This window comes from Streptomyces sp. NPDC051582 (assembly GCF_040681715.1).
Lineage (GTDB): Bacteria > Actinomycetota > Actinomycetes > Streptomycetales > Streptomycetaceae > Streptomyces.
Genome location: NZ_JBFAZJ010000005.1, coordinates 31,665 through 53,185, shown reverse-complemented (window position 1 = coordinate 53,185; position 21,521 = coordinate 31,665). Strand labels below are relative to the sequence as shown.

The following is a 21,521-nucleotide window of genomic DNA, read 5'->3' as shown; positions in this document are numbered from 1 at the left end:
CGCCGCAGCGATGCCCCCAACCCCACCACAAACAGGCCCGCAGTCGCACGGCTGGCCCCAGTCATCCCGGAGCCGGAGCGCCCCCGCCGGAGGCGTGTCTTTGAGCGTCTGGCGGATTGGACCTTGGGATCCGGGTGCTCGGCGGCTCGGCGCGCCCCGCGTGGCCTGGGTCAGGGGCTGCGCCTGGTGGTGTTGGGTGAAGTCGTGCTTTCGCTCGGCGTGGGTGCTTGGTGGGGATAGACCGGAGTCGGGGGCTCGGGTGCGTCAGCCGTACCGCAGTTGTCCCTCCATCGAACCCGTGCCGTCTGGCGCGCGGGCGGCGGGTGGGGTGGAGCGGGGTGGAGGCAGGAGGGCGGGCCCGGGCGACGGGCCACGCGCGCCGCGCGTGCGCGACGGGTGTCTTGGTGAAGTAGGGAAACTTCACCGCACCGTGTGGAGCTGGCGCCCGGCAATGGTGTCGGGTGTGGGGCCGGCCCGTGTGCGTTGTCGGCGTCCAGCAGTCGGATCGCATCGACCTCGGACATTCGTTCAGACACCTCTTCGGGCGTGGGCCCGTGGTCTCGTCCGAGGTGCACTCGGCGTCGCCGATCGGCGTGCTGCGGAAGGGCAGGGCTACGACACCCGCCGTGAGGGTTCCCGTGCCGCCCGCCGGCAGTCGGGATCTCCGGGCTCCGGGGGCTTCAGCGCCGTGCTCTTCCACGGCGCCGGGAGAACACCCTGGACGCGTCGACCGGTTCGGGTGCGCGGGAGTTGACGGGTGGGTGGGTCGCAGCAACGCCCGCGACGACCCACCGGGGCCGGTTGGTCGCCGACGCGCTGGATGGGCTCGTGACGAAGGGGGCGCGGGGCACGCAGGGGGTATGGGGAGCTGGAGGGCGGCCCCGGGAACGACTGAGGGCCAGGCGGAGGAAGTGTCCTCTGGCCTGGCCCTTCAGTGTTCAGAGCGGGCGACGGGAATCGAACCCGCGTAGCTAGTTTGGAAGACTAGGGCTCTACCATTGAGCTACGCCCGCAACACGTGCGCCGCAGGTCCGGGGACCGCGGCACGGACAGCATCCTAGCGGGTCGGGCCGGGGGAGCGCACACCCCATATGCGGGGGCGCGGTGCGCGGCGTCCGGAAACGTTCGCTAAAACCCCGCGCATCAGAGGGTCTCCGGCCATGTACCCTACGTGTCGCACCGACGGGGTGTGGCGCAGCTTGGTAGCGCGTCCGCTTTGGGAGCGGAAGGTCGTCGGTTCGAATCCGGCCACCCCGACCACCACCACCGCCATCACAAGATCGCGTTGTGGGCTGATTGCCGCTTGCGGTTACTATGCAAGCTGCGTGCCCGTGTGTCTGATGTACCGGGCCGAATCCGCCGAACCGCTGAATCGCAGCGTGGACGCAGAACCCCAAGCAGTCAGCCACAAGGAGACCGAACCGTGAAGAGCGCCGTGGAGACCCTGAACCCGACTCGGGTTCGGCTCACTGTTGAGGTGCCCTTCGAGGAGCTCAAGGACAGCCTCGACGCGGCGTACAAGAAGATCAACCAGCAGGTCACGGTGAAGGGCTTCCGCAAGGGCAAGATCCCTGCCCGGGTCATCGACCAGCGCTTCGGTCGCGGTGCGGTGCTGGAGGAGGCCGTCAACGACGCCCTCCCGAAGTTCTACACCGAGGCGGTCAACGAGGCCGACCTGAACCCGCTGGGCCAGCCTGAGGTCGACATCACGGAGCTGAAGGACGGCGAGCTGCTGGCCTTCACCGCCGAGGTCGACGTCCGCCCCGAGATCGAGATCCCGGACTACTCCGGCATCGAGGTCGAGGTCGACGCGGTCGAGGTTTCCGACGAGGACGTCGAGAAGTCGGTCGAGCAGCTGCGCGGCCGCTTCGCGTCCACGAACGACGTCGAGCGCGCCGCCGCCGAGGGTGACGTCGTCACCATCGACCTGGAGGCCAAGGTCGACGGCGAGGTGCTGCCCGACGGCGTCGCCTCCGACGTCTCGTACACCATCGGCTCGGGCGAGCTCCTCGACGGCATCGACGAGGCCGTCAAGGGCCTGGAGGCCGGTGGCGAGACCACCTTCACCTCCCAGCTGAAGGGCGGCTCCGCCGAGGGCAAGGACGCCGAGGTCACCGTCAAGGTCACCAAGGTCTCCGCCAAGGAGCTCCCGGAGCTGGACGACGAGTTCGCGCAGATGGCGAGCGAGTTCGACACCCTGGAGGACCTCAAGGCGGACAGCCGCAAGCGCCTTGAGAACATGAAGCAGTACGACCAGGCCACGCAGGCCCAGGAGCGCGTCCTGGAGAAGCTGCTGGAGCTCGTCGAGGTGCCGATCCCCGAGAAGCTGCTTGAGGACGAGGTCAACACCCGCAAGCACAACCTGGAGCACCACCAGCTCGGCCAGATGGGCCTGACCATCGAGAAGTACCTGGAGTTCCAGGGCAAGACGGTCGAGGAGTTCGACGCCGAGACCAAGGAGCAGGCGGTCAAGGGCATCAAGACCCAGTTCGTCCTGGACGCGCTGGTCAACAAGGAGAAGCTGGGCGTCGACCAGGAGGAGCTCACCGAGCACCTCATGCGCCGTGCGGCCTCCTCCGGCATGTCCCCCGACCAGTTCGCCCAGGCCGTCGTCGAGGGTGGCCAGGTGCCGATGCTCGTCGGCGAGGTCGCCCGCGGCAAGGCGCTCGCGGTCGTCGTCGAGGCCGCCAAGGTCGTCGACACCAACGGTGAGGTCGTGGACCTGTCCGACGAGGACGAGGAGACGGTCACCGAGACCGTCGAGGCCGTCGTCGACGGTGACGCCGAGGGCGACGCCGAAGAGGCCAAGTAACACCCTGGGCGGCGCCCTGAGCGCCGCCCGCCCAGCAGCATCGGGAAGGCCCGTACACAGCCGTGTGCGGGCCTTTCTGCATGCCGTACGGGCGCCCGCGGAGCTTGCGCTCCGAGCGAACAGTTCGGGAAGCGGGATGGCGTTGTCCTACCTGCGCGTTAGGGTCCATGAATACGAGGGCACGGGAGTAACCGGACGCCGGCGGCCACGCCGCCCGAACGGTCCGCGCCCCAGAACGAGACGCTGAGACGGCAAGTGGCCGTCGGAGACGAGCAGGTGGATACGTGACGAATCTGAAGCCTTACGCCGCGGGTGAGCCGTCCATCGGTGGCGGCCTCGGCGACCATGTCTACAACCGGCTGCTCGGCGAGCGCATCATCTTCCTCGGCCAGCAGGTCGACGACGACATCGCGAACAAGATCACGGCGCAGCTCCTCCTCCTGGCCGCGGAGCCGGAGAAGGACATCTACCTGTACATCAACAGCCCCGGCGGCTCGGTGACGGCGGGCATGGCGGTCTACGACACCATGCAGTACATCCCGAACGACGTCGTCACCATCGGCATGGGCATGGCGGCCTCCATGGGCCAGTTCCTGCTCACCGGCGGTGCCCAGGGCAAGCGCTTCGCGCTCCCGAACACGGACATCCTGATGCACCAGGGCTCCGCCGGCATCGGCGGCACCGCCTCGGACATCAAGATCCAGGCCGAGTACCTGCTGCGCACGAAGCAGCGCATGGCCGAGATCACCGCCCACCACTCCGGCCAGACCGTGGAGGCGATCATCCGCGACGGCGACCGCGACCGCTGGTTCACCGCGGAGGAGGCCAAGGAGTACGGCCTCATCGACGAGATCATCTCCGCCGCGTCGCTGGTCCCGGGCGGCGGCGGCACCGGGGCCTGATCCCGGCCCCGGCGCGCGGGTCCTCGTACGAGGACCCGTACGCCCGCCCGCACCCGGCAAGCCCCAGCCCGCAGAACGCCACCAGGATGGTGAACACCCAGATGCACATGAACAACCTCTCTCCCGCGAGCGGCCTCCACACCGGCGTGCCGGTGGACAACCGCTACGTCGTCCCGCGCTTCGTCGAGCGCACCTCGCAGGGCGTGCGCGAGTACGACCCGTACGCGAAGCTCTTCGAAGAGCGCGTGATCTTCCTCGGCGTGCAGATCGACGACGCCTCCGCCAACGACGTCATGGCGCAGCTGCTGTGCCTGGAGTCGATGGACCCGGACCGCGACATCTCGATCTACATCAACAGCCCCGGCGGCTCCTTCACCGCGCTGACGGCGATCTACGACACGATGCAGTTCGTGAAGCCGGACATCCAGACGGTCTGCATGGGCCAGGCGGCCTCCGCCGCCGCCGTCCTGCTGGCCGCCGGCACCCCGGGCAAGCGCATGGCGCTGCCGAACGCCCGCGTGCTGATCCACCAGCCGTCCGGCGGCACCGGCCGCGAGCAGCTCTCCGACCTGGAGATCGCGGCCAGGGAGATCCTGCGCATGCGTGACCAGCTGGAGACCATGCTGGCCAAGCACTCCACCACGCCGATCGAGAAGATCCGCGAGGACATCGAGCGCGACAAGATCCTGACGGCCGAGGACGCGCTCGCGTACGGCCTGATCGACCAGATCGTCTCGACCCGCAAGAACTCCCACTGATCCTTGCCGCCAATTGGCGTGGGCACGTCGTCACATTCGGCGATGTGAACCACGTCAAGGGGGCCCCGTACGGGGCCCCCGGCAAGGTACCGTCGGATATGAGGCACCAGGAGCGCTGAACCAGGCGTCTCCCAGGCGAAGGGGAAGCACCTCGTGGCACGCATCGGTGACGGCGGCGACCTGCTCAAGTGCTCGTTCTGCGGAAAGAGCCAGAAGCAGGTGAAGAAGCTCATCGCAGGACCCGGTGTGTACATCTGCGACGAGTGCATCGACCTCTGCAACGAGATCATCGAGGAGGAGCTCGCCGAGACCTCCGAGGTCCGGTGGGAGGAACTCCCCAAGCCTCGTGAGATCTACGAGTTCCTGGAGAGCTACGTCGTCGGCCAGGAGCCGGCGAAGAAGGCCCTCTCGGTGGCGGTATACAACCACTACAAGCGCGTCCAGGCCGGCGAGAACGGCGGCGCGCAGGGCCGGGACGACGCGATCGAGCTCGCGAAGTCCAACATCCTGCTGCTGGGCCCGACGGGCTCCGGCAAGACGCTGCTGGCCCAGACGCTCGCGCGCATGCTCAACGTCCCGTTCGCCATCGCCGACGCGACGGCGCTGACGGAGGCCGGGTACGTGGGCGAGGACGTCGAGAACATCCTGCTCAAGCTGATCCAGGCGGCCGACTACGACGTCAAGAAGGCCGAGACCGGGATCATCTACATCGACGAGATCGACAAGGTCGCCCGCAAGAGCGAGAACCCGTCGATCACGCGCGACGTGAGCGGTGAGGGCGTGCAGCAGGCCCTGCTGAAGATCCTGGAGGGCACGACGGCGTCGGTCCCGCCGCAGGGCGGCCGCAAGCACCCGCACCAGGAGTTCATCCAGATCGACACGACGAACGTGCTGTTCATCGTGGGCGGTGCCTTCGCGGGCCTGGAGAAGATCATCGAGTCGCGGGCCGGCGCCAAGGGCATCGGCTTCGGGGCGACGATCCGCTCGAAGCGCGAGATCGAGGCGAGCGACCAGTTCCAGGAGGTCATGCCGGAGGACCTGGTGAAGTTCGGGATGATCCCCGAGTTCATCGGCCGTCTGCCCGTCATCACCTCGGTGCACAACCTGGACCGCGAGGCGCTGCTGCAGATCCTGGTGGAGCCGCGGAACGCGCTGGTGAAGCAGTACCAGCGGCTCTTCGAACTCGACGGCGTCGAGCTGGACTTCGAGCGCGAGGCGCTGGAGGCCATCGCGGACCAGGCGATCCTGCGCCAGACGGGCGCGCGCGGTCTGCGCGCCATCATGGAGGAGGTCCTGATGTCGGTGATGTATGAGGTCCCGTCCCGCAAGGACGTGGCCCGCGTGGTCATCACCGCGGACGTCGTCCGCTCGAACGTCAACCCGACGCTGGTCCCGCGGATCGTCCCGAAGGACCAGGGTCCGCAGGAGAAGTCGGCGTAGTCGCGGTCTGCGTACGAAGAAGGGCGTCCCGGATGTTCCGGGGCGCCCTTCGCGCATTCGGACTATCTTTGCCGATGATCAGACAAGTGAGCCGTGCCGCCTAGCGTGGCGGATGACTTCTTGATCGACTTCGTCTCGACCAGCTTTAGCCAAGGGGAACCAGAGACGAAGATGAAGAAGCGCACTGTCGGCGTCCTGGCGCGACGTTCGCAGCAGCCGCCCTCCCGATCATGGGGCTTCACCTGCGTCGGCCGACCAGGGGGACTGCCAGTACTACCTACACGAAGCGGGTTACAGCATCGGTCCGAAGGTGGAGAGTGCCTGTAGGTTCGGCGCTGACTATTCCAACGTGGGTGCCTGGACGGGCTGCTACTGGGGCCTGACTGGTATAGGGGTCCGCTCGGAGCATGCTTCCGAGGCGTGCTCCAGGGCGTAATGGAGCGGAAGCGGCCGACTCTGCGCTTCGTGATCTGTGCCGAGTCGGCCGCGTGTGATCAGGCCTTGACGCGGGCTGTGTTGTAGAGCTTCGCCGTCAGGTCGGCGGTCTGCTCCAGGGTGTAGCCCGGCTTGCCCGCCAGGATGGAGGCCGCGTCGGAGGCGCTGACCATGGTCAGGGTGCTGTAGTCGCCCCAGATGCAGATCGGAAGGGTCAGCTCCTTCGGGCCCTTCGACGCCGTGGTGCTCGTCGACGTGATCTTCATTTCCTGGCACTTCATCACGGCGCCGCTGAACCCGGAGGGGGACATCGACTTCGGGCTGCCGATCATCTCGACCGTCGCGGACTTGTCCTTGCCGGCGTTGAGCTTGGCGGTGGCGAAGTAGGCGTCCACCGACTTCTCGGGATCCGCGAGTTCGCCGTACAGGCCCTGGAAGCTCAGGCCCTTGGTCGTCAGCGCGTTGGCCGGGTTGCCGGAGCTGTAGTCCATGGCGACCCTGGTGGGGTTCTTGACGCCGATGGCCTCCAGTTCCTGGCGGTCCTTGTCGCTGAGGGGCTTCTCCTTGTAATTCGGGTTCTTCTTGAAGTCGTCCACCGTCTCCGGGGCGACCAGCTTGTAGCCCTTGGTGGCGGACGAGACCGAGCCCGAGGCGCCGCCGCCCTTCGTGAAGTACCAGCCCGCGCCGGCGATCACGGCGACCGCGACGACCACGGCGATCACCACGCCCGCCTTGGACTTCTTCGGCGGCTGCGGCTGCATGCCGTACGGGGGCTGCTGCGGCATGCCCTGCTGCGGGTAGCCGTAGCCCGGCTGGGGCTGCTGGGGGTAGCCCTGCGGGGGGATGCCCGGCGGCGGGGGCTGCTGCGGGTAGCCGTAGCCGGGCTGCGGCGCGGGCTGGCCGTACGGTCCCGGCTGCTGCGGCGGCTGGCCCCCGTACGGTCCCGGCTGCTGCGGCTGCTGGCCTCCGTACGGCCCCGGCTGGTTGTAGCTCATGCCCGCATCCCCCTTCAGGAATCCTTATGCGTTTCAGACATCCTGTCGGAAGGCCAACCCGCGCAGGCCGCCGGGCCCCCGGATTACCGGTTTCATAGCTGGACTGTTACGGCTCTAAACTGTGCCCCGTGACCGAGAACACGCAGACACCCAGCAGCCCCCACTCCGAACTGCCGACCGCGTACGCTCCGGCCGAGGTAGAGGGGAAGCTCTACGAGCGCTGGGTAGAGCGTGGGTACTTCACGGCGGACGCCGCGAGCGAGAAGCCCGCGTACACCATCGTCATCCCCCCGCCGAACGTCACCGGTTCCCTGCACCTGGGCCACGCCTTCCAGCACACGCTCATGGACGCCCTGACCCGCCGCAAGCGCATGCAGGGCTACGAGTCCCTGTGGCTGCCCGGCATGGACCACGCCGGCATCGCCACCCAGAACAAGGTCGAGCAGCAGCTCGCCGAGGAGGGCAAGTCCCGCCACGACCTGGGCCGCGAGGAGTTCGTCGAGCGCGTCTGGCAGTGGAAGGAAGAGTACGGCGGCAAGATCCTCGGCCAGATGCGCCGCCTCGGCGACGGCGTCGACTGGTCGCGCGAGCGCTTCACCATGGACGAGGGCCTCTCCAAGGCCGTCCAGACGATCTTCAAGAAGCTCTACGACGACGAGCTGATCTACCGCGCCGAGCGCATCATCAACTGGTGCCCCCGCTGCCTCACGGCCATCTCCGACATCGAGGTGGAGTACCAGGAGGACGCGGGCGAGCTCGTCTCGATCAAGTACGGCGAGGGCGAGGACACCCTCGTCGTCGCCACCACCCGCGCCGAGACGATGCTCGGTGACACGGCCATCGCCGTCCACCCGGACGACGAGCGCTACAAGCACCTCGTCGGCAAGCTCATCAAGCTGCCGCTCACCGACCGCTCCATCCCGGTCGTCGCCGACACGCACGTCGACCCGGAGTTCGGCACCGGCTGCGTCAAGGTGACCCCGGCCCACGACCCGAACGACTTCGCCATCGGGCAGCGCCACGGCCTGCCCAACATGACGATCATGGACGAGCACGGCAACATCACCGTCCACGGCCCCTTCCTCGGCCTGGACCGCTTCGAGGCCCGCTCCGCGGTCGTCGGCGCGCTGCGCGAGCAGGGCCGGATCGTCGCCGAGAAGCGCCCGTACCTGCACTCCGTCGGGCACTGCTCCCGCTGCCGCACCACCGTCGAGCCGCGCCTGTCGCTGCAGTGGTGGGTCAAGGTCGAGACGCTCGCCAAGGCCGCCGGTGACGCGGTCCGCGACGACCGGGTCACGATCCACCCGAAGGAGATGGAGAAGCGCTACTTCGACTGGGTCGACAACCTCAACGACTGGTGCATCTCGCGCCAGCTGTGGTGGGGCCACCGGATCCCGGTCTGGTACGGCCCGGACGGCGAGATCGTCTGCGTCGGCCCGGACGACGAGGCGCCCACCGGTGAGGGCTGGCACCAGGACACCGACGTCCTCGACACCTGGTTCTCCTCGGGCCTGTGGCCGTTCTCCACGCTCGGCTGGCCGGAGAAGACCCCGGACCTGGCGAAGTTCTACTCCACCGACGTCCTGGTCACCGGTCACGACATCATCTTCTTCTGGGTCGCCCGGATGATGATGTTCGGCCTGTACGCCATGGACGGCGAGGTGCCGTTCAAGACGATCGCGCTGACCGGCCTGGTCCGCGACGAGCGCGGCAAGAAGATGTCGAAGTCCTTCGGCAACGTCGTCGACCCGCTGGACTGGATGGACAAGTACGGCTCCGACGCCGTCCGCTTCACCCTGGCCAAGGGCGCCAACCCCGGCACCGACGTCCCGATCGGCGAGGACTGGGTCCAGGCGTCCAGCAAGTTCGCCAACAAGATCTGGAACGCCACGCGCTTCGCGCTGATGAACGGCGCCACGATCGAGGGCGACCTGCCTCCGGTCGGGCAGCTGTCGGCGACCGACCGGTGGATCCTGTCCCGCCTGAACAAGACGGTCGCTCAGGTCGACGCGTACTACGAGGACTTCCAGTTCTCGAAGCTCAGCGAGGCGCTGTACCACTTCGCGTGGGACGAGGTCTTCGACTGGTACGTCGAGCTGTCGAAGACGACGTTCTTCGCGGGCGGAGAGCAGGCCAAGGTCTCGGGCCGGGTCCTGGGCGAGGTCATCGACGTCATGCTGCGACTGCTGCACCCGGTGGTCCCGTTCGTCACCGAAACGCTGTGGACCACGCTGACCGGCGGCGAGTCCCTCGTCATCGCCGACTGGCCCAAGGACAGCGGCTTCCGCGACGAGGCCGCCGAATCGGAGATCGCGACCGTCCAGTCCCTGATCACCGAGGTCCGCCGGTTCCGCAAGGAGCAGGGTCTGCAGGACGGCCAGAAGGTTCCGGCCCGTCTGGAGCTGGGCGCCACCGCGCTGGGCGCGCACGAGGCGGCCATCCGGCAGCTGCTGCGCCTCCAGCCCGAGGGTGACTCCTTCAGCGCCACCGCGACCCTCCCGGTCGCCGGCGCCACGGTCGCGCTCGACCTGTCGGGCACGATCGACGTGGCCGCCGAGCGGGGGCGCCTCTCCAAGGACCTCGCGGCCGCGCAGAAGGAGAAGCAGCAGGCCGAGGCGAAGCTGGGGAACGAGGCCTTCCTGGCCAAGGCTCCCGACAACGTCGTGGACAAGATCAAGGGCCGGCTGTCCAAGGCCGAGGCGGACATCGCCCGGATCCAGGCCCAACTGGACACGCTGCCCGCCTCCTGACCCGCACACGGTCAATCCCCGGCCCCCGAGCACACGTTGCCCGGGGGCCGGGCGCTTTGTTGGGTCTGCCCGAGTTGTCCGGAAGTGGGGCGGAGTGTCGCACATCACGATTTCGGCCGGGTTGGCTGATCCGATACCCCTCGCCGAGCACGGATGATGGAAGGCATGTACGTCCCGCCCGTCGCCTCGGCGCTCCACCGGGCCGCGGCCGCCGGCCGCCGGCTCGCCGCGGGCTGGGCCGGGTCCCCCCGGGCGCTTGACGTGCTCACCGCACTCAGCTGCCTGGGCCTGATGGCGCTGGACCTCCCCGGCCTGGCCGCCGCGGACAACTCGCTCAGCGGTCCGATGGCCGCCTTCGTGCTCGCCGCCGGGTGCTGCTCCCTGGTCGTGCGGCGCCGCTCGCCCTGGGTCTCGTACCTCACCGCGCTGCTCTTCATCGGCTGGCTGCACGAGCTGACGCTGATCCAGTTCGCGCTGTACTCGGTCGGCCGCTACCGGGGACGGAGGTCGGCCGTCCTGGCCACCCTCGGGTACATCGCCTTCGCGCTGGTCGTCTTCAGCGTCCCGGGCTGGCCCGAGCCGCACGTCAAGACGCTCAGCGCGTTCCTGAGCCTCGTCGTGCCGATCGGGGTGCTCGCCTCGGCCGTCGGCGTCGCCGCCTACCGGCACGACCTCGTGGGGGAGCTGACCGCCCGGCGCGCCGAATCGGCGGTGTTCCAGGCCGTCGAGCAGGAGCGCACCTCGGTCGCCCGCGACGTCCACGATTTCGTCGGCCGCGAGCTGACCCTGCTGACCGTGCGCTCCGAGGTGCTCTCGACGCGGGCCCGCGAGACGGCGTACGCGAAGGACTTCGAGGAGCTCGCCGACACCGCGCGCCGGGCCCACCTGGTCCTCAACGAGATCATCGTGCAGCGCGGGGAACGGGCCCCGACCCCGGGCGCCGACGGGCTGGCGGCCCTGGCGGAGGAGAGCGGCCGGGCCGGTTCGCCCGTACGCCTGGTCCTGGATCCGCAGGTGCACGGACTGTCGCCGCTGCGCCAGGCGGCGGTCTACCGGGTGGTGCAGGAATGTCTGACCAACGCGGCCAAGCACGCCCGCGGCGAGACCATCGACGTGTCGATCGAGGCGGACGGCCCGCAGCTGCGGATCACGGTCCGCAACGGCCTGCCCGTCCGGACGCCGGTGCGCGCCCCCGTCTCGGCGGGCTCGGGCACGGCGAGCATGTCCGAGCGCGTGCGCAGCCTGGGCGGAACGCTGACGGCGACGCGCACGGCGGACGCGTACACGGTCGTGGCCACCCTCCCGCGCGGGTAGCCGGGCTCAGGCCTTCGCCGGAACCAGCAGGCTGTTCAGCTCGTCCAGTTCCTCCACGCACCGGCCCGAGCCCAGCGCCACGCAGTCCAGCGGGGCGTCGGCGACGAACACCGGGATGCCCGTGGCCGAAGCCATCCGCAGGTCAAGGCCCGGCAGCAGGGCCCCGCCGCCGGTCAGCACGATGCCGTGCTCCATCACATCGCCCGACAGCTCCGGCGGGCACTCCTCCAGGGTGGTGCGCACCGCGGCGATGATCGCCTCGACCGGCTCGTCGAGGGCGGCCCGTACGTCCGGCGTCCCCAGCGGGAGCGTCTTCGGCATGCCGCCGACCCGCTCCCGGCCGCGCACCGTGAAGGTCCGCGTCTCCAGCTCCGGCCGGTCCGGCACCGGCCAGGCCGATCCGATGCCGACCTTGGCGTCCTCGGCGGTGCGCTCCCCGATGAGCAGGCCGTGCTCCTTGCGCACGTAGTCCATGATCGCGCCGTCCATCCGGTCCCCGCCGACCCGCAGCGACCGGGCGGTGACGATCCCGCCGAGCGAGATGACGGCGACCTCGGTGGTGCCGCCGCCGATGTCCACCACCATCGAGCCGCGGGGCTCGGCCACCGGCAGGCCCGCGCCGATCGCCGCCGCCATCGGCTCCTCGATCAGGTGGACGGCCTTGGCCCCGGCGCGCGTCGAGGCGTGGACGATGGCCCGCCGCTCGACCGGGGTGACCCCGGACGGCACGCAGATCACCATCCGGGTGCGCGGCCGCCGCCCGGGCACGGCCTTGCGGACGAAGTGCCGGATCATCTCCTCGGCGGCCTCGTAGTCGCAGATCACCCCGTCCTTCAGGGGGCGGATCGCGGTGATGGAGCCGGGGGTGCGGCCGATGGTCTCCTTGGCCTCGGCCCCCACGGCCAGGGCCGTGGTCGTGCCCGCCTTGACCGCCACCACGGACGGCTCATTGAGGACGATGCCGTGCCCCCGGGCGTAGACCAGGGTGTTCGCGGTCCCCAGATCGATCCCTATGTCGCGGCTGGAAGCGGACTTGTTGGTGCTGGCCTGCGGCATTTGTTCCCCTATCTCCTGCCCGCAAGGCTTGCATAACGATCAGGTCGCAGCGGCCGCCGAAGGTCCTGAAACGGCCGGGTCGAAAGTCCCCGGGCCCCCCGTCCGTAGACTGGCCCCGTGAGTGAGCAGCAGCCCGAGAGCAACGGACCCGACGACCGCGACGAGACCTCCGATCTCTTCGAACGGATCGTGGCCGAAGAGTCCGACCGCGACCCCGACCTGGCGGTGATCGAGGCCGGCAGCCGCACCCTGCGCGCCCAGGCCGGACCGCCCCAGGGCGACCCGGTACCGTCGCAGCCCCTCGACCCCGAGGTGGCGCGGGCGCTCCAGGAGGTGGAGCAGGAACTTTCCACCCGCTGGGGCGAGACCAAGCTGGAGCCGTCCGTCACGCGGATCGCCGCGCTGATGGACGTCCTGGGCGAACCGCAGCGCGCGTACCCCTCCATCCACGTCACCGGCACCAACGGCAAGACCAGCACCGCCCGGATGATCGAGGCCCTGCTGAACGCCTTCGAGCTGCGCACCGGCCGCTACACCAGCCCGCACGTGCAGTCGGTCACCGAGCGGATCAGCCTCGACGGGGCGCCGATCACCGCCGAGCGCTTCATCGAGACGTACTACGACATCAAGCCGTACGTGGAGATGGTCGACTCCGCCGAGGAGTACCGGCTGTCCTTCTTCGAGGTGCTCACCGGCATGGCGTACGCGGCCTTCGCGGACGCCCCGGTCGACGCGGCCGTCGTCGAGGTCGGCATGGGCGGCACCTGGGACGCGACCAACGTGATCGACGGCGCGGTCGCGGTGATCACCCCGATCAGCCTGGACCACACGGACCGGCTCGGCTCCACTCCCGGGGAGATCGCCGGGGAGAAGGGCGGCGTCATCAAGCAGGACGCCACCGTGATCCTGGCGCAGCAGCCGGTGGACGCGGCGCAGGTGCTGCTGAAGAAGGCCGTCGAGGTGGACGCGACCGTGGCCCGCGAGGGCATGGAGTTCGGCGTCGTCTCGCGCGAGGTGGCGGTCGGCGGGCAGATGCTGACGCTGCGCGGCGTGGGCGGCGAGTACGACGGCATCTTCCTGCCGCTGTACGGGGCCCACATGGCGCACAACGCGGCGGTGGCGCTGGCGGCGGTCGAGGCCTTCTTCGGAGTCGGCGCGCAGCAGTCGCGGGAGCTGGACCTGGAGACCGTGCGCCGGGCCTTCGCCTCGGTGACCTCGCCGGGCCGGATGGAGGTCGTACGGCGCAGCCCGACGGTGGTCCTGGACGCGGCGCACAACCCGGCCGGCGCACGGGTCACCGCGGAGGCGGTGACCGAGGCCTTCGGTTTCAGCCGGCTGATCGGGGTCATGGCCGCGAGCGAGGGCAAGGACGTCAAGGGGGTGCTGGAGGCCTTCGAACCGATCTTCGCGGAGATCGTGGTCACGGAGAACTCCAGCCACCGGGCGATGTCCGCGGACGAGCTGGCGGCGGTCGCGGTCGAGGTCTTCGGGCCGGACCGGGTGCAGGTGGAGCCGCGGCTGGACGACGCCCTGGAGGCGGCGATCACCCTGGCGGAGGAAGAGGCCGAGTACGGAGGGGCCGGGGTCCTGGTGACCGGTTCCGTGATCACGGTGGGCGAGGCCCGCCTACTGCTGAAGAGGGGCTGAGGGATGCGCACGCTGTGTGCTTCGACGCTGATCGGCGAGTTCTTCGTGATCGGTTTCGCGGGGCTGGTGGCCATGAAGAACCCGGATCTGACCCAGGCCACGGTGTGGACGGTCTGCGGGATCGCCATGCTGCTGTCGGTGCTGCTGTGCGGGATGCTCTCGCGTCCGGGCGCGGTCCAGATCGGCTGGGCGCTGCAGATCGGACTGATCCTGAGCGGGTTCGTCGTGCCGATGATGTTCATCCTGGGCGCGGCGTTCGCCGGCCTGTGGTGGTGCTCGGTGCACTACGGAGCCAAGATCGACGCGATCAAGGCCCGCTGGGCGGCGGCGCAGGGCGAGGCCCAGGCCTGAGGTCGCGGGGGCCCGGGGCTCCGCGCAGGGGCCCCGCTGACTCCCTGTAGCCTCGTCGGACCGCACCCGTATGCCGCAAGGAGCCGCAACATGACCCAGCGCACGCTCGTCATCCTCAAGCCCGACGCCGTCCGTCGAGGCCTGATCGGCGAGATCATCGGCCGCATCGAGCGGAAGGCCGGCTGGACCGTCCCCGCGATGGAGCTGCGCACGCTGGACCAGGAGACCCTGGAGACCCACTACGGCGAGCACAAGGGCAAGCCCTTCTACGAGCCCCTCATGGGCTTCATGGCGAGCGGTCCGGTCGTGGTCCTGGTGGTGGAAGGGGAACGCGCGATCGAGGGTGTCCGCCAGCTGGCCGGACCCACTGACCCGATCGCCGCGGCGCCCGGCTCCATCCGGGGGGACTTCGGCACCATCACCCGGGAGAACCTGATCCACGCCTCGGATTCCGAGGAGTCCGCGGAGCGCGAGCTGAAGCTGTTCTTCCCCTCGCTCTGATGAGTCCTTCCTGACGTAACATCAGCCGAATAGCGCTCATGACCTGGGGCGACCGAAGTAATTTCGGTCGCCCTTCGGTATTACCGGGCGGGAGCGGGAACGCATGTGCAGGACACGTCGTCACCACTAGGGGGCGGGTTTCCGTTCCGGCGGGATTGCCGGAGTCCCGTCGCGCGGTGTTCGTACTTGCGGCATTACGATGGGGCCTCCACCCACACACCCACCTCGCCGACCTGACAGCAGCCGCTATCAACTGGAAGGCCAGACGCTCCTCATGGGGAACAAGGGGAACAACATGTCGTTCATCGGCCGTGACATGGCGATCGACCTCGGGACCGCCAACACGCTGGTGTACGTGAGGGGCCGGGGGATCGTCCTGAACGAGCCGTCCGTGGTCGCCATCAACACGAACACCGGCGGCATTCTGGCGGTCGGCTCCGAGGCGAAGAAGATGATCGGCCGGACACCCGGCAACATCGTCGCCGTAAGGCCCCTCAAGGACGGCGTGATCGCCGACTTCGAGATCACCGAGCGTATGCTCCGGTACTTCATCCTCAAGATCCACAAGCGCCGCTACCTGGCCCGACCGCGCGTCGTGGTCTGCGTCCCCTCCGGCATCACCGGAGTGGAGCGCCGCGCCGTCATCGAGGCGTCCACGCAGGCCGGCGCCCGCCAGGTGCACATCATCGAGGAGCCCATGGCCGCCGCCATCGGCTCGGGCCTGCCCGTCCACGAGGCCACCGGCAACATGGTCGTGGACATCGGCGGCGGCACCACCGAGGTCGCCGTCATCTCCCTCGGCGGAATCGTCACGGCGCAGTCCATCCGGGTCGCCGGCGACGAGCTCGACAACGCGATCATCCAGCACATCAAGAAGGAGTACTCGCTCCTCCTCGGCGAGCGCACCGCCGAGCAGATCAAGATCACCATCGGGTCGGCCTACGACCTCGACAAGGACGAGCACACCGAGATCCGCGGCCGGGACCTGGTCTCCGGCCTCCCGAAGACGGTCGTGATCTCCGCCGCCGAGGTCCGCAAGGCCATCGAGGAGCCGGTCAACGCCATCGTCGACGCGGTCAAGACGACCCTCGACAAGTGCCCGCCCGAGCTCTCCGGCGACATCATGGACCGCGGCATCGTGCTGACCGGCGGCGGCGCCCTGCTCCGCGGCCTCGACGAGCGGCTGCGCCGCGAGACGGGCATGCCGATCCACATCGCCGAGGACCCGCTCGACTCCGTCGCCCTCGGCTCCGGCAAGTGCGTGGAGGAGTTCGAGGCACTCCAGCAGGTTCTGGACGCCCAGCCCCGGCGCTGACACACCCCCGTCCGGGGGCCATGCGGAACACAAGGATCCGCCGTACGGGTGCTGCCGCGCTCGTGCGGCGGATCGTTGATATACAGACCAATAAGTTTCCGACGAGGAAGGCACGGCCGCCGCACGTGAGGGACACACGAGAAAGCCGGCTGCTCCTGGTGCTTCTGATCGCCATCGCGTTCGCGTTGATCACGGTGGACATCAGGGCAGGCGAGGAGTCTCCGGTCGACGGCGCCCGGCAGGCCGCCGCAGCGGTCTTCGGCCCCGTCGAGGAGGGGGTCGCGACCGCGGTCGACCCCGTCGCCAACGCCATAGGGGCCGTACGGGACTCCGGCGAACGCCACAACCGCATCGCCACGCTGGAGCGCGAGAACGCCGCCCTGAAGGCCAAGCTGGGCAGCGACGACCAGACCCGCAGCCGCATCCACGAGCTCGACGAGATGCTCAAGCGGGCCGGCGCCGGACAGTACGGCATCAAGGGCGCCGAGGTCATCGCCATAGGAGCGGCCCAGGGCTTCTCCTGGACCGTCACCATCGACGCCGGCAGCAAGGACGGCATCGAGCGCGACATGACCGTACTGAACGGGGAAGGCCTCGTCGGCCGCGTCTCCACCGTGGGCCCCGACACCGCCACCGTCGTCCTCGCCAACGACCCCGACTTCACCGTGGGCACCCGCCTGGAGAAGACCGGCGAGCTCGGCTTCGCCACCGGACAGGGCGACCGCGCCCTGTCCGTCCAGATGCTCAACGGCAAGGCCAAGGTCAGCCCCGGCGACCGGCTGGTCACCTTCGGCTCCCGCGGCAACAAGCCGTTCGTGCCCGGCGTCCCGATCGGCGAGGTCGTCAAGGTCGACCCCTCGCGCGGAGACCTGACCCGCACCATCTGGGTGCGTCCGTTCGTCGGCTTCTCGCGCCTGGACATCGTCGGCGTCGTCGTGATGCCGCCCCGCGAGGACCCGCGCGACGCCGTACTGCCGCCCAAGCCCGAGGTGAAGCCCACCCCGACGGTCACCGTCACCGTCACGCCGTCGCCGTCCGCCAGTGTGCCCGGCAAGCCGGCCGACGAGTAGGAGCTGACCGTCATGCGCTTCAACCGGATCCTGCTTTCGGCCACGCTGGTCGTGGTCGCCCTCGTCGTCCAGGTCTCCGTCCTGGGCCGGCTGCAACTGCCCGGCGCCGTACCCGACCTGGTCCTGCTCACCGTCGTCGCGCTCGCCCTCGTGTACGGGCACCTCAGCGGCGCGCTCATCGGCTTCGCCGCCGGACTCCTCGCGGACCTGGCCCCGCCCGCCGACCACGCCGCCGGGCGGTACGCGCTCGTGCTCTGCGTCATCGGGTACGCCGCGGGCCTGGCCCGCCCCGACTCCGGGCGGTTCCGCTCCGCCTGGGGCCCGATGCTGACCGTCGTCGCCGCCGCGATCGGCTCCACCCTGCTCTACGCCGGGGTGGGCGCCCTCGTCGGCGACACGGCCGCCCGTCACGTCGGGCTCACCGGGCTGCTGTTCACCGCGACCCTCTACGACCTGCTGCTCGCCCCCTTCACCGTGCCGTTCATCATGGCGCTGGCCCGCCGCGCCGAGAACGACCCGATGGCCGTCGAGGCGGGCGGCGGCCAGGCCGCGGCCGCCGACGTCTCCTCCGGCTGGCTCGCCGGCGGCACCGGCCTGCGCATCGGCAGCCAGCGCGGCGGCCTGCGGCGCGGGCTCGCACGCGGCCGCGCCAACAAGGCCGGCCGGATAAAGGGCGTCAAGGCGATCAAGAGTGTGAAGAGCGTCAAGAAGCTGTGAGGGAGGAGCTCCCGTGACCAACGCCCCCGAGACCGGCCGCACCTCACGCGTGCGGATCAGACTCGTGATCATGCAGGTGCTCGTCCTCTCCTTCCTCTGCACCCTCGGCGGGCGCCTGTGGTACCTCCAGGTCCGCAACGGCGCCGAGTACTACCACGAGGCCAAGAGCAACCACGTCCAGCAGGTCGTCCAGCCGGCCGTCCGCGGCTCGATCCTGGACGCCCGCGGCGTCCCGCTCGCGGACAACGAGACCCGCCTGGTCGTCTCCGCCAGCCGCACCGCGCTGATGAAGATGAAGGACAAGGGCAAGGGCGTCCTGACCCGGCTCTCGGGCGTGCTGGACATGAAGCCGCAGGACGTCATGAACAAGGTCCGCGTCTGCGACTCCCAGACCCCCAAGCCCTGCTGGAACGGTTCCCCCTACCAGCCGATCCCGGTCACCACCGAGGCCACCACCCAGCAGGCCCTGCAGATCCGCGAACGCCCCGAGGAGTACCCCGGCATCACCGCCGAGCCCACCGCCGTGCGCCGCTACCCCGCGCCCGGCGGCGCCAACACCGGCCAGGTGCTCGGATACCTCTCCCCGGTCACCGACGACGAGATCCAGAAGGCCAAGAACACCAACTCCCCGCTGCTGCGCTCCGACCAGGTCGGCCGCTTCGGCCTGGAACGGACGTACGACCGGACCCTGCGCGGCAAGTCCGGAGTCACCCGCTACGAGGTCGACAACCTCGGCCGGGTCATGGGCCAGGCCAAGAACGACCCGACGGTCGCCGGCGCCCACCTCGTGACCAGCATCGACGCCCGCGTCCAGGGCGTCGCCGAGTTCGAGCTGAACGCGGCGATGGTCGAGGCCCGCAAGCAGATCGACCGCAACACCGGCGTCCCCTACAAGGCCGACGCCGGCGCCGTGGTCGTCCTGGAGTCCAAGACGGGCCGGGTCGTGGCCATGGCCTCCATGCCCACGTACGACCCGAACGTCTGGGTCGGCGGGATCTCCGGCAAGGACTACGCGAAGCTCACCGCCAAGGAGTCCAACGTCCCGCTGATGAACCGGGCGATCCAGGGCCAGGCCGCCCCCGGCTCCATCTTCAAGGTCATCCCGACCGCGGCCGCCGTCAACGCCGGCTACGACTTCGACGGGGACTACCCCTGCCCGAGCTCGTACGCCATCGGCGGCCAGGTCTTCAAGAACTTCGAGTCCCAGGGCCACGGCAACATCACCCTCGGCCGCGCCCTCGAAGTCTCCTGCGACACCGTGTTCTACGCCCTCGGCCACCAGCAGTGGATCAAGGACGGCGGGCTCCACCCGAAGAAGGCCCCGGCCGAGATCTTCTACAAGACCGCCCACCAGTTCGGCCTCGGCGCCGAGACCCACGTGGACCTGCCGGGCGAGGAGAAGGGCCGGGTCCCCGACCGCCGGTGGAAGCAGAAGTTCTGGGAACTCAACAAGGACATGTGGTGCAAGACCGGGAAGAAGGGCGGCACCTACGTCGAGCTGCTCTCCTACGAGAACTGCCTCGAAGGCAACCTCATGCGCGCCGGTGACGCCATCAACTACTCCATCGGACAGGGCGACACCCTGGTCACCCCGATCCAGATGGCCACCATCTACGCGGCCATCTCCAACGGCGGCACCCTGTGGAACCCGACCATCGGCAAGGCCGTCATCAGTGCCGACGGCAAGCACACCGAGCCGATCCCGCCGCAGTCCCACGGCAAGCTGCCGATGACGGAGGCCACCCGCGTCAAGATCAACGCCGCCCTGGAGGGCGTCGCCACCCGCGGCACCGCCGCCTGGCGCTTCGGCGGCTGGCCGCAGAAGCAGATCCCCATGCACGCCAAGACCGGTACCGCCGAGGTCTACGGCAAGCAGACCACCTCGTGGTTCGCCACGTACACCGAGGACTTCACGATCGTGATGACGATCTCCCAGGGCGGTACCGGTTCGGGTGCTTCCGGACCCGCCGTCCGCAACATCTACAACGCCATCTACGGTCTGAGCATGGCCGGCAAGCAGGACACCGAAAAGGCCTTCCTGCTCAAGCCGGAGGCGAAGCTCCCCACCATCGGGCCCGACGGCACCATCGACGCCCCCGACATCAAGCCGTACGTACCCCCGTCCCCGGAGGAACTGGCGCCCCCCGCGCTCGCCGGTCCCCCCGCCCCGCCCGCCGCGCGGCAGGACTGAGACCCCGATGCAGACCGCGAACAAGTTCTCCGTATCCCGGTACGCGCCCGAGCGCGGCGCGATGGCCAAGCTGACCTCGCGCGACTCCGTGCTGCGCCGGCTCGACTGGCCGATACTCCTCTCCGCCCTCGCCCTGTCCTTCATCGGCGCCCTGCTGGTGTGGTCGGCGACCCGCAACCGCACCCAGCTCAACCAGGGCGACCCCTACTACTTCCTGATCCGGCACGCCCTGAACACCGGCATCGGCCTCGTCCTGATGATCGGCACCGTCTGGCTCGGCCACCGCACGCTGCGCGGCGCCGTACCGATCCTGTACGGGCTCTCCCTGGTGCTGATCCTCGCCGTGCTCACGCCGCTCGGCGCCACCATCAACGGCGCCCACGCGTGGATCGTGATCGGCGGCGGGTTCTCGCTCCAGCCCTCCGAGTTCGTGAAGATCACGATCATCCTGGTCATGGCCATGCTGCTGGCCACCCGGGTGGACGCGGGCGACCTCACCCACCCCGACCACCGCACCGTGGTCAAGGCGCTCTGCCTCGCCGCCGCGCCCATGGGCATCGTCATGCTGATGCCCGACCTCGGCTCCGTCATGGTCATGGTCGTCATCGTGCTCGGCGTACTGCTCGCCTCCGGCGCCTCCAACCGCTGGGTGGTCGGCCTGATGGGCTCCGGCGCGGCCGGGGCCATCCTGATCTGGCAGCTCGGAGTGCTCGACGAGTACCAGATCAACCGCTTCGCGGCCTTCGCCAACCCCGACCTGGACCCCGCCGGCGTCGGCTACAACACCAACCAGGCCCGCATCGCGATCGGCTCGGGCGGGCTGACCGGGTCCGGGCTCTTCAAGGGCTCGCAGACCACCGGCCAGTTCGTGCCCGAGCAGCAGACCGACTTCGTCTTCACGGTGGCGGGGGAGGAGCTCGGCTTCCTCGGCGCCGGGCTGATCCTGGTCCTGCTCGGCATCATCCTCTGGCGGGCCTGCATGATCGCCCGCGAGACCACCGAGCTGTACGGGACGATCGTGTGCGCCGGGATCATCGCCTGGTTCGCCTTCCAGGCCTTCGAGAACATCGGGATGACCCTCGGGATCATGCCGGTGGCCGGGCTCCCGCTGCCGTTCGTCTCCTACGGAGGCTCGTCCATGTTCGCGGTGTGGGTGGCGGTCGGGCTGCTCCAGTCGATCAGGGTGCAACGGCCGATGTCGGCCTAGCGGGGCCGATCTTCGGCCGGTTCGGCCGTGGATTCCCCGTTCACCCTGCCGTCGTGATCC

At 69.4% G+C, this 21,521-nt stretch carries 16 protein-coding genes and 2 tRNA genes; 15 read left to right on the top strand and 3 right to left on the bottom strand.

Translation table 11 applies throughout. The annotated features are described in order from the left end of the window. Positions 1-942: 942 nt before the first annotated feature. Positions 943-1,013: transfer RNA gene (locus tag AB0M92_RS09235), tRNA-Gly, on the bottom strand. Between the two features lie 170 nt (positions 1,014-1,183). Here AB0M92_RS09235 and AB0M92_RS09230 point away from each other — a divergent pair. The 5 genes from AB0M92_RS09230 to clpX all read left to right on the top strand — a co-directional run bounded on the left by AB0M92_RS09230 (position 1,184) and on the right by clpX (position 5,912). Further along, a tRNA-Pro gene (locus AB0M92_RS09230) sits at positions 1,184-1,260 on the top strand. Positions 1,261-1,423: 163 nt separating this feature from the next. Beyond that, a complete protein-coding gene (gene tig, locus AB0M92_RS09225) occupies positions 1,424-2,812 on the top strand; it encodes a trigger factor (protein ID WP_366101460.1) in 1,389 nt (462 codons plus the stop codon). A 284-nt stretch (positions 2,813-3,096) separates the two neighbouring features. Then, positions 3,097-3,714, top strand: a complete 618-nt coding sequence (locus AB0M92_RS09220; protein ID WP_030862323.1) for an ATP-dependent Clp protease proteolytic subunit — start codon at positions 3,097-3,099, stop codon at positions 3,712-3,714. Positions 3,715-3,800: 86 nt separating this feature from the next. Next, positions 3,801-4,472, top strand: a complete 672-nt coding sequence (locus AB0M92_RS09215) for an ATP-dependent Clp protease proteolytic subunit (RefSeq protein ID WP_366101459.1) — start codon at positions 3,801-3,803, stop codon at positions 4,470-4,472. Between the two features lie 153 nt (positions 4,473-4,625). Then, positions 4,626-5,912, top strand: a complete 1,287-nt coding sequence (gene clpX, locus AB0M92_RS09210) for an ATP-dependent Clp protease ATP-binding subunit ClpX (protein ID WP_030297265.1) — start codon at positions 4,626-4,628, stop codon at positions 5,910-5,912. A 494-nt stretch (positions 5,913-6,406) separates the two neighbouring features. On the opposite strand, the gene AB0M92_RS09205 is transcribed toward clpX, so the two are convergent. Next, on the bottom strand, positions 6,407-7,342 hold the full coding sequence (locus AB0M92_RS09205; RefSeq protein WP_366101458.1) for a hypothetical protein: 936 nt from the start codon (positions 7,340-7,342) through the stop codon (positions 6,407-6,409). A gap of 128 nt (positions 7,343-7,470) precedes the next feature. On the opposite strand from AB0M92_RS09205, the gene AB0M92_RS09200 reads away from it, so the two are divergent. Continuing rightward, entirely contained in the window at positions 7,471-10,092 is a 2,622-nt protein-coding gene (locus AB0M92_RS09200; protein WP_366101457.1) for a valine--tRNA ligase, read from the top strand. A 165-nt stretch (positions 10,093-10,257) separates the two neighbouring features. Continuing rightward, the gene (locus tag AB0M92_RS09195; RefSeq protein ID WP_366101456.1) at positions 10,258-11,406 is read left to right on the top strand and encodes a histidine kinase; all 1,149 of its coding nucleotides are present in this window, start codon (positions 10,258-10,260) and stop codon (positions 11,404-11,406) included. Between the two features lie 6 nt (positions 11,407-11,412). On the opposite strand, the gene AB0M92_RS09190 is transcribed toward AB0M92_RS09195, so the two are convergent. After that, the gene (locus AB0M92_RS09190) at positions 11,413-12,462 is read right to left on the bottom strand and encodes a rod shape-determining protein (protein ID WP_366101455.1); all 1,050 of its coding nucleotides are present in this window, start codon (positions 12,460-12,462) and stop codon (positions 11,413-11,415) included. A 117-nt stretch (positions 12,463-12,579) separates the two neighbouring features. Here AB0M92_RS09190 and AB0M92_RS09185 point away from each other — a divergent pair, with 117 nt between their 5' ends. The 8 genes from AB0M92_RS09185 to rodA all read left to right on the top strand — a co-directional run bounded on the left by AB0M92_RS09185 (position 12,580) and on the right by rodA (position 21,461). Next, positions 12,580-14,109 carry a folylpolyglutamate synthase/dihydrofolate synthase family protein gene (locus tag AB0M92_RS09185; RefSeq protein WP_366101454.1) on the top strand — a complete coding sequence of 510 codons (1,530 nt, stop codon included), beginning with the start codon at positions 12,580-12,582 and terminating at the stop codon, positions 14,107-14,109. 3 nt (positions 14,110-14,112) lie between these two features. Continuing rightward, positions 14,113-14,460: a DUF4233 domain-containing protein gene (locus AB0M92_RS09180; protein ID WP_366101453.1), complete on the top strand. Its 348-nt coding sequence runs from the start codon at positions 14,113-14,115 to the stop codon at positions 14,458-14,460. 90 nt (positions 14,461-14,550) lie between these two features. Next, the gene (gene ndk / locus AB0M92_RS09175) at positions 14,551-14,961 is read left to right on the top strand and encodes a nucleoside-diphosphate kinase (RefSeq protein ID WP_123514492.1); all 411 of its coding nucleotides are present in this window, start codon (positions 14,551-14,553) and stop codon (positions 14,959-14,961) included. 295 nt (positions 14,962-15,256) lie between these two features. Then, positions 15,257-16,276, top strand: a complete 1,020-nt coding sequence (locus tag AB0M92_RS09170; RefSeq protein WP_008738981.1) for a rod shape-determining protein — start codon at positions 15,257-15,259, stop codon at positions 16,274-16,276. Positions 16,277-16,401: 125 nt separating this feature from the next. Further along, entirely contained in the window at positions 16,402-17,346 is a 945-nt protein-coding gene (gene mreC, locus AB0M92_RS09165) for a rod shape-determining protein MreC (protein WP_366101452.1), read from the top strand. A gap of 12 nt (positions 17,347-17,358) precedes the next feature. Further along, complete coding sequence (mreD, locus tag AB0M92_RS09160; protein ID WP_366101451.1) at positions 17,359-18,063, top strand: rod shape-determining protein MreD; 705 nt, start codon at positions 17,359-17,361, stop codon at positions 18,061-18,063. Positions 18,064-18,076: 13 nt separating this feature from the next. Continuing rightward, the gene (gene mrdA, locus AB0M92_RS09155) at positions 18,077-20,254 is read left to right on the top strand and encodes a penicillin-binding protein 2 (RefSeq protein ID WP_366101450.1); all 2,178 of its coding nucleotides are present in this window, start codon (positions 18,077-18,079) and stop codon (positions 20,252-20,254) included. Positions 20,255-20,261: 7 nt separating this feature from the next. Further along, complete coding sequence (rodA, locus tag AB0M92_RS09150; protein WP_366101449.1) at positions 20,262-21,461, top strand: rod shape-determining protein RodA; 1,200 nt, start codon at positions 20,262-20,264, stop codon at positions 21,459-21,461. Positions 21,462-21,521 lie beyond the last annotated feature (60 nt).

Coding starts and splice junctions, on each gene's coding strand:
- AB0M92_RS09205 (WP_366101458.1), bottom strand. CDS start 7,342: ATGAGCTACAACCAGCCGGGGCCGTACGGAGGCCAGCAGCCGCAGCAG.
- AB0M92_RS09215 (WP_366101459.1), top strand. CDS start 3,801: ATGGTGAACACCCAGATGCACATGAACAACCTCTCTCCCGCGAGCGGC.
- mreD (WP_366101451.1), top strand. CDS start 17,359: ATGCGCTTCAACCGGATCCTGCTTTCGGCCACGCTGGTCGTGGTCGCC.
- AB0M92_RS09195 (WP_366101456.1), top strand. CDS start 10,258: ATGTACGTCCCGCCCGTCGCCTCGGCGCTCCACCGGGCCGCGGCCGCC.
- ndk (WP_123514492.1), top strand. CDS start 14,551: ATGACCCAGCGCACGCTCGTCATCCTCAAGCCCGACGCCGTCCGTCGA.
- AB0M92_RS09190 (WP_366101455.1), bottom strand. CDS start 12,462: ATGCCGCAGGCCAGCACCAACAAGTCCGCTTCCAGCCGCGACATAGGG.
- rodA (WP_366101449.1), top strand. CDS start 20,262: ATGCAGACCGCGAACAAGTTCTCCGTATCCCGGTACGCGCCCGAGCGC.
- AB0M92_RS09180 (WP_366101453.1), top strand. CDS start 14,113: ATGCGCACGCTGTGTGCTTCGACGCTGATCGGCGAGTTCTTCGTGATC.
- AB0M92_RS09170 (WP_008738981.1), top strand. CDS start 15,257: ATGTCGTTCATCGGCCGTGACATGGCGATCGACCTCGGGACCGCCAAC.